The 12,573-nt window shown below is 69.5% G+C and carries 7 protein-coding genes; 4 read left to right on the top strand and 3 right to left on the bottom strand.

Annotated elements, in window-relative coordinates; genetic code table 11:
- The first annotated feature begins 2 nt into the window (after nt 1-2).
- Entirely contained in the window at nt 3-380 is a 378-nt protein-coding gene (locus ABD466_RS37645; protein WP_344662054.1) for a hypothetical protein, read from the top strand.
- A gap of 152 nt (nt 381-532) precedes the next feature.
- On the opposite strand, the gene ABD466_RS37640 is transcribed toward ABD466_RS37645, so the two are convergent.
- Together ABD466_RS37640 and dacB are read right to left on the bottom strand one after the other, a co-directional pair.
- On the bottom strand, nt 533-790 hold the full coding sequence (locus ABD466_RS37640) for a DUF6289 family protein (protein ID WP_344662053.1): 258 nt from the start codon (nt 788-790) through the stop codon (nt 533-535).
- Nucleotides 791-905: 115 nt separating this feature from the next.
- Nucleotides 906-2,528 (bottom strand): D-alanyl-D-alanine carboxypeptidase/D-alanyl-D-alanine endopeptidase, encoded by a 1,623-nt coding sequence (dacB, locus tag ABD466_RS37635; RefSeq protein ID WP_344662052.1) that lies wholly within the window; start codon nt 2,526-2,528, stop codon nt 906-908.
- A gap of 736 nt (nt 2,529-3,264) precedes the next feature.
- On the opposite strand from dacB, the gene ABD466_RS37630 reads away from it, so the two are divergent.
- Both ABD466_RS37630 and ABD466_RS37625 read left to right on the top strand, forming a co-directional pair.
- Nucleotides 3,265-9,891: an RHS repeat domain-containing protein gene (locus ABD466_RS37630; protein WP_344662051.1), complete on the top strand. Its 6,627-nt coding sequence runs from the start codon at nt 3,265-3,267 to the stop codon at nt 9,889-9,891.
- A 4-nt stretch (nt 9,892-9,895) separates the two neighbouring features.
- Nucleotides 9,896-10,498: a hypothetical protein gene (locus ABD466_RS37625; protein WP_344662050.1), complete on the top strand. Its 603-nt coding sequence runs from the start codon at nt 9,896-9,898 to the stop codon at nt 10,496-10,498.
- Nucleotides 10,499-10,529: 31 nt separating this feature from the next.
- Here the strand turns inward: ABD466_RS37625 and ABD466_RS37620 are convergent, their stop codons facing one another.
- Nucleotides 10,530-11,045, bottom strand: a complete 516-nt coding sequence (locus ABD466_RS37620) for a GNAT family N-acetyltransferase (RefSeq protein WP_344662049.1) — start codon at nt 11,043-11,045, stop codon at nt 10,530-10,532.
- Nucleotides 11,046-11,537: 492 nt separating this feature from the next.
- On the opposite strand from ABD466_RS37620, the gene ABD466_RS37615 reads away from it, so the two are divergent.
- Complete coding sequence (locus ABD466_RS37615) at nt 11,538-12,527, top strand: LacI family DNA-binding transcriptional regulator (protein ID WP_344662048.1); 990 nt, start codon at nt 11,538-11,540, stop codon at nt 12,525-12,527.
- The last annotated feature ends 46 nt before the right edge of the window (nt 12,528-12,573 follow it).

The raw sequence follows: 12,573 nt of genomic DNA, 5'->3' as shown, positions 1-12,573 counted from the left end.
CGATGCCTGAGCAGCCTGAATTCCCCGCCCGAGCGGAGGTGCTCCGAAGATGGCGCGACGTCGTCGCCGGAGCCACCTCCCGGGAGGACGGCCACAGATGGGCGGCCCCGTGGGTCGAAGGTGTGGCCTCCAGCCCGGAGGACGTCATGGTCCTCACCGGCCTCCAGTACCTGCACGGGTTCGACCTGGTCCTGGAGGCGAACGGCGGCTACGGCCACTCGGCCTCCGGGGCCGAGGGGCCCTACATCAAGCCGCCCGAGGAGGTCGAGGCGGACCTGGATCATTGGCTGCGCCAAAGCGCCCTGTACGACGAAGATCCTCCCGGCTACGTGGCTCGCAAGATCGCCGCTGCCCAGGAGGCGCTGAAGCGGGAGAGGTAGACAGCCCGATCGCGGGGAGGCGCGATGACGTAGGGGCGGATGACGTCAGCGTCGCTTGTGCGATGTCCCGAGTCCGGGTCGGCCTTCCAGCCGGCTGGGATCCGCTCCTTCGCCGACAATGCGAACAACCGGCGTATCGACCGCCGCTGCCTCTACCTTCTCGCCGCCGGGCCGCCGCACGGAACGTTCTGCACGACGGCGAACCCGGTCCGCGTGCCCCAGTCCGACGTCTGTCCGTCGCAGAAGACGGTGATCTGCCCCACGACCTCGGTGTGCGAGGCGTTGTCGTAATACGTGGTCACACACTCGGAGTTGAGCCGGCACGCGCCGATGGCCTGGGCCGGCGCCGCCGGCAGTGCGGCGACCGCGGCACCGCCGAGCAGCGCGGCGACGACGAGACGACGGATCATGATGCCTCCGGGGACGGGACGGCCGACGGGAATGTGAGTCAGAGTACTGCTACACCCGTCGGCCGTCGACGGCCGACGGTCCCCGCCGTTCCGCCGCGTCGGCACCAGCTGGGACTCAGCCGGTCTTCAGTCCCTGCTTCCACGCATGCCTCGAGCCGTGAGCGGCGGCTTGTTGTTGCAGCAGAGCCGAGATCACGTTGGTGTCGTTGAAGACCTCGACGACACCCTGGAGGTCTGGGACGGCCGCGGCGTTGACCATGTCCACGAAGATGAGCAGCCGACCGTCGCCGGCCTCCAGGTAGCCGGCCTGGCTTTGGTCCGCGACGGCGAGCCGTGCGTTGAGCAGGTCCTGCCCGATGACGGTGCCGGGCTTGGCGAAGACCTTGCCCTTGGCCGGGCAGTCGGTGCAGGAGATGGCGTTCGAGCCGTTGACCCCGAGGATCGGCAGGGACAGCCGGAAGGCGTCCGCGTCAGGGGTGCCCAGCCAGTACTTGAGGATCTGGGACAGGCCGATCGGGGTGGCCCGCTCGGTCGCGTACCCTCCCCGCCCGTCTTCGAGCTGGAACTGGGTCGAGGGGACATGCGCGACGTCGGTGAGGAAGTCCCTCTCGATCGGGAAGGCGTCGAAGCAGTCGGTCTTGCCCTCGAAGGTGGCCATGTTGCACAGTGCCAGATTGGCGCCGAGATTGTGGCTGACCTTCAGGATCAACTTGGCGTACTGGCTGTACGGCGGGGAGACGTACGCCGCCACCCGCGGGTCGCCCCCGTAGGCGGCCGGCAGCTGACCCTGCGGATTGGGACCGGTCGGCGGGGCGGTGACGGTGACCCCGGCCCGCGCCAGGGCCTCGATCAGCGCGGTGCGACCGAAGGCATCGGGGTCGTGAACCCCGGAGGTCCGCAGGATCGGCTGGGAATCCGCGGCGACCGTCCCGGACACAGCGATCTGTGTCCCGTCCGGCGACGCGGAGACCTGGATGTTCGTCGCACCACCGGCGGCCACCGTCCGCACGGTGGACGTGACCGTGTAGGGCGCGACCTGCGGCCGCCACGTCAGCCGGGCGGGTTGCCCGGCGGTGGTGGGCGTGGTGAGCAGGTCGATGAGGTTGTCGTTGATGATCAGCGGCGTGGGCTGCGGGTCCAACGGCGGCGGCGTGAACAGCCGCGGATCGATGATCACATCACCGTCGACCCGCGTGATGCCCGCGTCGCGCACCTGCTGCGCGATCTGGTCGATCCCGGCGAGCGGATCCTCGGGCGTGAGCGTGGCCCCGGGCAGGTCGTTGGCCGAGGTGTGGTCGACGTTCGTGTAGTCCACCGACCCGTCGGGCTCGGTCCGCCCGCCCATCGTCAGGTCGCCCTGAGCGACCAGGGCCAGATTCCCGCTCAGAGTGGAGCCGGTACGAGTGCCGACGGCGTACACCGGCGTCGTGAACCGGTGGTCCGGCCCCAGCGTGTGCCAGGCGGACGAAATGGTCACCAGCTTGGTGTCCGAGCCGGGGATGAAGAACTGATTCGCGAACTGGGAATGGATCATCCTCCCGTCCGCGGGGTCGACCTCCAGCAGGCCCCACTGAGCATGCTCATAAATGGGCTTGTGCATGATCGCCTCGATCGCGCGATCATAGCGGTCGCCGTGCGACGCGGCCGCGGGAGCCGTGGCGGTCGCGCCGGCCGAAGCCACGACAACCGCGGCGCCAGCGGTCCAGGCCCGCATCCGGGCTCGGATCGTCAGTCTCATGTGTGTGCCGTCTCTATCCGAAGGCCCGATTCATCGGGCGCTGACGGCAGCATCGTAGGCAGTTGATGCACATTCGCCCGCCTATGACGCATCCACTGAAGGGTGTCCGGGGTGAACGTCATCCGGTTGGCGGTGTCCCGCCGACGACAGAGCGACGCTCCGTCTGGCCGCGCGCCAGGTAAAGAGCGGGCAAAGTATCAGAGCTCTGACTTGTGTCCGGAAGGTCGCTGCCTGTTAGCGTGCTGACAAATCGGCGAAACGGGGTCGCCGTCGCGTCCTGGACGCAGCAGCAGTACGGGGGTTTCTCATGGCGGCTCGTCGTTCGTTCTCCCTGCCTGGACGGCTCCGCGGCCGGCGGGTCGTCACATGGACGCTGGCCGCGACAGTGGCCGCGACCACGTTGACCGGGATGACCTCAGGGGCCGGTGCCGCACCGAGGCCGCAAGCCAAGTGGCGTCCGCATTCCGCGGTGGCCGAGCCTTCGGTGCCCGGTCACAAGACGGTCGGCGAACCGGCGGCGCGGCCGGCACGGCCCGCGGCGGCTCCGGTGCCGGCAACGACGTGGCCGGCGGCGGCGTCGGCTGATGTGACGTTGCCCGTGGCCGGTGCGCCCGCGGTGCGTCCGGCGGGCACACCGGTATCGCTGTCGGTCCCGGCTTCCGCTGCCGGTGCCGGTCCTGCTGCCGCCGGCTCGCGGCCGTCGGCCGGGTCGTCACCAGCGCCGGTCTCGGTGCATGTGGCGGTTGCCGATCACGCTGCGGCCCAGCGGGCCGGGGTGGCGGGCGTCGTCGTGTCGGCGGGGCGCACGGACTCCGCCGCGGGCGCGGCGCAGGTGTCCCTGGCGGTCGATTACAGCGGGTTCCGCACCGCGTTCGGCGGGTCGTTCGCCGACCGGCTGCGTCTGGTGGCGCTGCCGGCGTGCGCGTTGACGACCCCCGGCCAGGCGGCCTGCCGGGCCCAGACGCCGATCGGGTCCGTGAACGACCGGGCCGGCAAGGCGCTGAAGGCGACGGTGGCCCTGCCGGCGGCCGGCTCGTCGGCTTCGACGCTGGTGCTGGCCGTGACGGCGGCGCCGTCGAGCGGTAACGGGGACTACACGGCGACGCCGTTGAAGGCTTCTGACACCTGGACCGTCTCGAACTCCGGGTCGTTCACCTACAGCTATCCGATGACCGCGCCGCCGGCTCTGGGCGGGGCCTCACCGCAGCTGGGTTTCGGGTACTCCTCGGCCACGCTGGACGGTCAGACCGCGAACGCGAACTCCCAGGGTTCGCAGATCGGCGACGGCTGGGATGCAGGGGCCGGATACATCGAGCGGTCTTTCACCCCGTGCGCCAAGGTGCCCGGGGCCCCGGCGTCGTGGAAGTCGGTCGGCGACGTCTGCATGGGCATCCCGAACGCCACCGTGTCCCTGGCCGGGCATTCCGGCGAGCTGGTGCACGACGACGCCACCGGCACGTGGCGGATCGCCGGCGACGACGGCTCCCGGGTGGAGCAGCTCACCGGCGCCTCCAACGGTGACCCCGCGGACGGCGACGCCTACTGGCGGCTGACCACCACCGACGGCACGCAGTACTACTTCGGCGCCAACCGGCTGCCCGCGGCGGCCGGCGGTACGGGCTCGGACGCGCCGACGTACTCGGCCTGGGGCGAGCCGGTGTTCGGCACCGGAGCCGGGACCGCGTGCGACGACCCGACCGCGCCGGGCGTCGACCCGAACGCGTGCCGGGCCGGGTGGCGGTGGAACCTGGACTTCGTCGTCAACCCGCACGGCAGCGTGATCCGGTACGACTACCTGCGCGAGTACAACTTCTACACGCACGCCGCCACCGGCGCCCTGGTGCAGTACACCTCGGCGGGATACCTGTCGCAGATCGAGTACGGGTTCCGCACCCCGGATGTGGTCGCGGGGCTGCCGCCGGCGGAGCGGGTGGACTTCGCGCTGGTCCCGCGCTGCATCTTCGAGGACGGCCCGATCACGTGTCCCTCCGCGCTGACCTACCCCGGACCCGGCCTGGTGTCGGCCGGGATCACGGACGCGAACGACGCGGCGTTCCGCGACGTACCGGCCGACCAGCTGTGCGCGGCCACCGGCCCGTGCGGCGACATCGCCCCGACCTTCTTCCAGACCGCGCGCCTGGCCTCGGTGACCACACAAGTCCGCGTGAACGACGTCTTCAAACCGGTCGACGAGTGGGAGACGGAGCAGACCTGGGAGGTCCCCGACTCCGGGGGCGCCGCGTTGGAGCTGGACGCGGTCACCCACACCGGTCTGTCCGGCGGCCAGCGGACCCAGTTGCCGGACGTGACCTTCTCCTACCAGTTCTTCGACAACCGCGCCCGGATCTCACCGGTCTACGGCTCGCAGGGTCCTTCCTCGACCGCACGGCTGGTCCGCATCGACGACGAGCTCGGCGGTGACATCCGCGCCACCTACGACACCTCGCCCTACCCCTGCAGCGGCACCGCCCCGTCCGTGGACGCCAACCACACCTTGTGCTTCCCGGAGTACTGGACTAAGCCTGGCGACACCACCCCCTCCCTGGACTGGTTCAACAAATGGGTGGTCACGCGGGCGCAGACCGATGACGACACCAAGCTGTCCGGCACCGCCGGCCAGGGCTCCGCCTCATCGGTGGTGACCACGTACTCATATCCGTCAACGCCGGCGTGGCACTCCAACGACTCGGAGCAGACACAGAAGGCATACCGCACCTTCGACCAGTTCCGCGGCTTCGGCACAGTGGCGGCCGTCACCGGCGACCAGATCGACCCCAAGGCCCCGGCCAAGGGCGTCTACAACACGCTGAACACCAAGACCGTCACCACCTATCTGCGCGGCATGGACCAGGACCCGAACCTGGCAGGCGTCGCGGTGCCGGTCACCGTCACCGACTCGCGCGGCCAGTTCCCGAACACGGTGGACGACAACGCCCTGGCCGGCAGGGTCTTCGAAAAGCAGACCTTCGAGTCCGCCGACGCCTCCGCACCGGTGCTCGTCGACGTCATCGACCAGCCGGTGCTGTCGGCGCCGACCGCCGTCCACACGCGGATCGACACTTTGCCGAAGCAGCGCGCCCGGTTCCAGCACACCGGGACCGAGGTGAGCTTCACGCAGGTGACGACCGGGATGCGTCGCACTGAGACTGACTACGCGTTCGACGACACTCTGCCTGTGTTCAGCGGTGCCTTCGCTTCCGGCGGCAACGGCCGCCAGGTAGCTGTCTTCGACAAGGGCGACGGGAAGGTGCCGCAGCTGTGTACCCGAACCTGGTACGCCAACACCGGCTCCGCCGCGTCGGCCGACCTCGCGCAGCGCACCGGCCTGCCGGACCTGGTCACCACCGCTGTCATCCCGTCCGGCGGATCGTGCGCCTGGACGCCGGCTCCGGCACCGCCGGGCACCGCGGTCGCGGAGATCTCCGGAACGCGCACCTACTTCGACGGCAAGCCGCTCGGTGACGCCAGCGGGCCGGGCAACGTCACCCGGACCGAGGTCGAGTCCGCCAACGACGGCAGCGCGGACGCCACCTGGATCACCAAGTCCTCCACGCCGGCCACGGCGTTCGACGCCTATGGCAGGCCGCTGCAGGCCGTCGACGCCGACGGAAACATCACCGCCACCGCCTACACCCCCGCCGACCACGCCCTGCCCACTTCGGTGGCGGTGACCGCCCCGGACCCGGCCACCGGCGCGGTCGGATCGTGGGCTCCGGCGGTGACGAAGCTGGATCCGGGCCGGGCGCAGCCCCTGGCCGTCACCGACACCAACGGGCACACCACGACGATCCGCCACGACGGCCTGGGCCGCACCACCGCGGTGTGGCGGCCGGACCGGGCGACCACGGCCAGCCCGAACATCGCCTACTCCTACTTCATGGCCGGCCCCGGCGGCACCGAGCCGTCGTTCGTGGACACCGACACCCTCATCGACGCCGGCGGTGACACGACGACGTCGTACACGATCCTCGACGGGCTGGGCCGTACCCAGCAGACCCAGGCCACGCCCGCGGACGGATCCGCGGGCCAGGTCGTGACCCAGACCTCTTACGACGCACTCGGCCGGCCGCACCTGGCCAGCGCGGCGTTCTACGACGCCACCAATGCGCCCTCGGGGGAGTTCACCCAGTACAGCGACCCGGCGGCGATACCCACGGTCACCCGTACCGACTACAACCTGCCCGCCCACACCGTGACCAGCACTCTGCTGGGCCACGATCAGCCCCTGTGGTCGTCGCTCACCCACACGTGGGGTGCCGACCGCACCGACGTCATCCCGCCGAGCGGTGGGGTCGCGGCGAGCACGCTGACAGACGCCCGGGGGCGTACCACCGGGTTGTGGCATTACCACGCCAACCCGCCGACGGTCACCGGTACCAGCGCCGACGCCGCGAACGCGGACGTCACCGGCTACGCCTATGCCTACAACGCCGACGACACGGCCACCACCACCGTCACCGACGCCACCGGCGCCAACACGTGGACCACCACGACCGACCTGCTGGGCCGCACCATCCGCACTGACGATCCCGACTCCGGTGTCTCCAGGGCCACGTTCGACAACGCCGGGTTGCAGCAGTCCGCCACCGACGGCCGCGGCGTCACGCTGTACTACGCCTGGGACCACCTGGGCCGCAAGACCGGCGAGTACTCCGCGCCGATCACCGGAAGCAGCGCCGACCAGGCCACCCAACTCGCCGGCTGGACCTACGACTCCGTCCTCAAGGGCCAGCCGGCCACCTCGACGCGTTACGTCGGCGGCTCCGGGCCCTCCGGGCTGGCCTACACGAGCGCGGTGACCGGCTACGACGTGATGAACCGGCCCACCACGACCCAGGTGTCGATCCCCACCACCGGGCCCGACGCCGCGCTGGGCGGGGTGTACCAGAGCACGACCGCCTACAACCTCACCGGCCAGGTCGACCACTACACCCTGCCGGCGGTGCCCGCCGCCCGCATGGCCGCGGAAACCGTCACCGACAAATACAGCACGACCGGCATCCTCACCTCCGTCCGCGGCGATGTCGGCGACTACCAGGACCTGCTGGACGACTCCGAAGTCTCCCCGTTCGGGGAGACCACGTCCCGCACCCTGGGCGAAGCCCCGTACCAGGTCGTGACGCAGAACACCTACGACCAGGTGACCCGGCGCCTGGTGCAGTCCTTCGACGACGCTTCGGCGGGTACGAACGCAACCGGCGGGGTCATCGGCTACGGCGTAGCGCACACCACCTACACCTACAACGCCGCCGGGCAGCTCACGTCCGCGAACAATGACCAAAGTGCCGGCGGCGGCACCAACACGGCCACCACCGACCTGCAGTGCTATACCTACGACCCCCTGGGCCGGCTCCTGCATGCCTGGACCGACAACGCCGGCACCACCCCGGCCCCCAGCGGGACCCCCGGCACCGGAACCGCGCCCGGCGGCCTCGGAGGCTGCAACACCACCGCTCCGTCGGCAGCCACCACCGGCGCCGGACCCGCGCCCTACTGGCAGGACTTCACCGGCAATACGCCAGGCATGGCCACCGACGCGATGGGCGATCGGGTCACCGTCACCGACCACGCCACCGGGCCCGCAGGCGGCGCCACAACCGTCCACACCTACAGTGGCTATGCCGCGCCCGGCACCCGCAACACCCTGACAGGGGGCAGCAGCACTCCGGGCGCCGGCCCCGGCCCCCACCTGCTCGGAACCGTCAGCACCACCGGCAGCGGCACCGACGACACCAGCGGCACCGACACCTACGCCTTCGACGGCGCCGGGAACACCACTGCTCGCCAGATCGCCGCCAAGCCCGGCACCAACGCCGCCGCGCAGACGCTCACCTGGGACGGCGAAGGCCGCCTCGCCCAGGTCACCGACACCACCGGCCACGCCGTCGCGGGCTATCTCTACGACGCCGGCGGCGCCCAGCTCATCCGCCGCGACACCGACACCGCCACCGGCCGGACCACCAGCACCCTGTACCTGGGCGCCACCGAGATCCACGTCACCGGCGGCACCACCACAGCCGACCGCTACTTCGCATTCCCCGGCGCCGCCACCACCATCGTCGCATCCGACGGTACGGTCGCCATCGAAGCCGGCGACCACCAGGGCACCGGCACCACCACGATCGACGACACTCCCGGCCACGCCACCCGCGGGCACATCAGCGCCCGCCGATACACCAAACCCTTCGGCGAACCCCGCGGCACCGCCCCGGCCACCTTCGGCACGTTCCCCGACGACCACACCTTCCTCGGCAAGACCAGCGACACCAGCACCGGGCTGGTGGACGTCGGGGCACGGAAATACGACCCGGGCACCGGCCGCTTCCTTTCCGCCGACCCCGTCTTCCAGCCCGCCGATCCGCTGACGCTGGGCGGATACGCGTACGCCGGGAACGACCCCGTGAACTCCTCCGACCCGAGCGGCCTCATGATCCCGACCGACGAAGGCAGCTTCGGGAACATGACGAGCTACGACGCGGCGACGGCGTTCAACGCTCCCCCGGGGGACCCGGAAGCCGGAGATCCGAACGGTCCGGACCCGGACATCATCAGTAATCTCCCGGTCGGCCAGCCGCTGAGCGACACCCAGTTCGCCAGGATGCGGGCGCAGGGCTACACAGGCAGTCAGCAGTACACGTACGAAGACGCGTTCCTGGACATCTTGGGCCACCCGAACGACGCCGCGATGCGGATCAACGCATACTGCAACCAGAAGTTCGGGATCGGGACTTCCGCCGGTGATTCCTGTCAGGTCTCCTACGCGCCACCCGCGGACTGGAAAGGCCTCTTCAAGGAGGTCAGCGGATGGAACGACATCACAGCCTGCAAGAGCGGATCATGGACCTCCTGCGGGTGGGCGACCCTTGACGTCGCCGGATACCTGCTGCCGTTCGCGGGCAAGTTCGGATCGATAGCGAAGCTCGACAAGCTCGGCCTGGGCGCGAAAGCAGCTGAAACCGCAGGAAAGCTGACGCCCGAACAGATGACGGCACTGGCGGCCATCTCTGACGCGGGCCGAATCTATTCGGTGACAGAGCTGAAATACTTCGCACAACTCATCCGCACCGCGGCGAACAATCCAGTCGCCGCGAAGATGCGCACCATCGCCGTCGCACAGGCCCGTGACGGGAGGCTGTACGTCGGCTCGAGTAACGGATTCGACGCCGGAATGCGGGCGATGGCGGCCCAGCTCGACATCACGGTTCTTCCTTCTTCCCGCGGTCTTCACGCGGAGGAGAACATCCTGCAGTGGCTCAGTCCCGAAGCCACCAACACCGTGGGTACCTTCAGCCGATCGCCATGCGGCCCGACAGAACATGACTGCGCCGGCCAACTGCTATCATTCGGCATCGTAGGAGGATGATCGAATGCCCGGCTACCGGGAAGATCTCAAGGCGCTCGCCAGCCAGATCGACGAGCTGCAGCCCACTCGGCAGGCGGCATTGTATGCCATCGCCGGCAAGGCCGTATATCCGGCCTCCGCTGAGATATTGACGCGGATTCCGGGTGGGAGTGTAGTCGGTGAAGCGCTGGAAGCCTCATTCCTCCTAGCCTTCGGGTCGACTCTGGAAGGCCGCGCTCAAGGTCTTCTGGACGAATTGCAGACCGTGGTCGACGCCGCCGGCGAGGTCTCGGCACCGGACGGGCTGTACCTCCAAGCCAGTCTGATTTGTGCCGACACCTCACTCCGGCTCACGCTCGGCGACATCGTCGGATCTGGCGACATGCTCGAATACGTCCTCTCGCCGCTGTACTCGTCACTATGCGAACGAGACCTCGGCGTCGTCGACATCGGCTCGTCCGAGCCGGAGATGGCATGGGAAGCCGGCTTGGTCGATGACCCCGTCATGATCGAGGCCTTCACCTACCTTGCGACTCTGATCCAGGCACTCGCCGTCGCAGACTTCGATCAAAGTGCGGCGAGCGCGTGGGTGGAACGTGGAGGGATTCTGTTGCCCTTGATTCATTAGGGCTCTGCGAGCTAGACCGTGCTGGCGTGAGTCACGGCTGGTGAGCGCTGATGGGGAAGCGCAGCCGGATTCTCGGTGCCGGTACCTCGGGTGGTCGCTGTTCGTGGTGGGAAACCGGCCCATGCGCCACCGCGCTGACCAGCTTCGGCCAGAAGCGCGACGCGGGGGTGTTGGCGAGCAGGTATGAGAGCGTCCACGGCCCGGGGTGGCGCTGGAACAGAAGCCGAGCGGCCTGTGCCGCTACGCCTTGGCGGCGGTGTCCGCGGACGACGAAGAACTCGCTGACGTTCCATGCGCCGTCGTCCCCGTCCACGTCACACCGGGTGAGCGCGAAGCCGGCAGGTCGGTCGGCGACGGTGATCAGGTACGCTTCCCGGCCCGGCGTGGTGAAGTAGCTGTCGAGCCATGAGTACTCGAACGTGCCCTGTGGCGAGAGCTCCCGAGGCTCGTACTCCGAAAAGTCGTGCAGGTACAGCTGTAGCAGGTTGGCGATGACAGGCTTGTCCACGGGGGCTACGGCGAGCAGGCCGACATCCATGCCGGTCATGATGCCAGCCGCGTGGCCCGGCCCTTGGCCTTTTTCCACGCCCGCAGCACTCTGCGATCCCTCAGTGACGTCGAGCCGCGCCGGAGGTTGTTAGCGATAACTTCGGCGACTCGTCATGCGGTCCGCGGCGAAGGCGTCGGCTGCACTCCTGGATCACCGCAAAGGCGCTGAGGTGGGTGGCTTGGGGCCGGGATGGGCCGTCCTTGACGGCCTATCACCCCGTCCTTGACATGAGCCGTGCTGTTAGCGATAACAGACAAAAGACGGCCATCTGTCGACCCGCCGGGGAGTGGCCGGTCCCGCCCGGGAGGCCCGCACGGCTAGTCTTGGGCCGGAGCCGTTCTGTCGGCGGCATGAGGGTGAATGAGGAGCGAAGTGGCGGGAAGGCAGCGGGTGGCGAGACCGTCGACGAGGCCGACGAGCCCATCGGAGCCGCCGGCGGGGGAGGCGGAGGGGAACGCGCAACTCTCCCCGAGCGGGCGCGCACCGTCGATGAGCGATGTCGCCGAGCTGGCCGGCTTCTCCCATCAGACTGTCTCCAGAGTCCTCTCGGGCCACCCGAACGTCCGCCCGCACACTCGGGCCAGGGTCATGGCGGCGATCCAGGAGCTGGGGTATCGCCCCAACCTGGCCGCGCGGGCCCTGGCGACCGGCCGGACGCAGACCCTGGGCGTCGTCTGCCTGAACAGCACGCTCTATGGTCCGGCGTCGATGCTCTATGCCATCGAGGAGGCGGCCCAGGCCGCCGGATACTGGGTCACGACGGCGAGTATCCGGGCTTTCGACCGCACGTCGCTGCGCAAGGCGATCGCCCGCCTGGTGGACCAGAAGGTCGACGGCATCGTCGTCATCGCTCCCCTGGCCAGCGCGCGCGAGGTGTTGGACGAGCTGCCCGGCGACATCCCCGTGGTCACCGTGGAGGGCGACTCCGAGCGCTCCGAAGCGCTCGTCCGTGTCGACCAGGTGCTGGGCGCTCGCCTGGCGACCGAGCACCTGCTGGCGGCGGGCCACAAGACCGTGTGGCACGTGGCGGGTCCGCCGGAGTGGCTCGACGCGCAGGGGCGGGTGGCCGGATGGCGCGCGGCGCTGGAAGCGGTGGGCGCCGAGGTCGTGGCGCCGCTGACCGGCGACTGGAGCGCCGAGTCGGGCTACAAGGCCGGCCAGTTGCTGGCGCGGATAGGTGAGCTGTCGGCTGTGTTCGTGGCCAACGATCCCATGGCGCTGGGCGTGCTTCGCGCGTTGCACGAACGGGGACGCCGGGTTCCCGAGGACGTGAGCGTTGTGGGGTTCGATGACATTCCCGAGTCCGCCTACTACACGCCTCCACTGACCACCGTTCGTCAGAACTTCGACGAGGTGGGTCTCAAGAGTCTGCAGCTCCTCCTGGACCGGATCGCCGGCCGGGTCGACGGCAGCCGGGATGTGGTCGTGGCTCCGGAACTCGTCGTGCGGCAGAGTACGGCCGCACCGCGGTCGGACTGAGGGATCTTTCGCGTCCCCGACGAATACAGGGTCTTGACGCGCGCAG

This window comes from Catenulispora subtropica (assembly GCF_039531675.1).
Lineage (GTDB): Bacteria > Actinomycetota > Actinomycetes > Streptomycetales > Catenulisporaceae > Catenulispora > Catenulispora subtropica.
This window is presented reverse-complemented; position numbering and strand designations above follow the sequence as displayed.

Coding starts and splice junctions, on each gene's coding strand:
- ABD466_RS37645 (WP_344662054.1), top strand. CDS start 3: ATGCCTGAGCAGCCTGAATTCCCCGCCCGAGCGGAGGTGCTCCGAAGA.
- ABD466_RS37640 (WP_344662053.1), bottom strand. CDS start 790: ATGATCCGTCGTCTCGTCGTCGCCGCGCTGCTCGGCGGTGCCGCGGTC.
- dacB (WP_344662052.1), bottom strand. CDS start 2,528: ATGAGACTGACGATCCGAGCCCGGATGCGGGCCTGGACCGCTGGCGCC.
- ABD466_RS37625 (WP_344662050.1), top strand. CDS start 9,896: ATGCCCGGCTACCGGGAAGATCTCAAGGCGCTCGCCAGCCAGATCGAC.
- ABD466_RS37620 (WP_344662049.1), bottom strand. CDS start 11,045: ATGACCGGCATGGATGTCGGCCTGCTCGCCGTAGCCCCCGTGGACAAG.
- ABD466_RS37615 (WP_344662048.1), top strand. CDS start 11,538: ATGAGCGATGTCGCCGAGCTGGCCGGCTTCTCCCATCAGACTGTCTCC.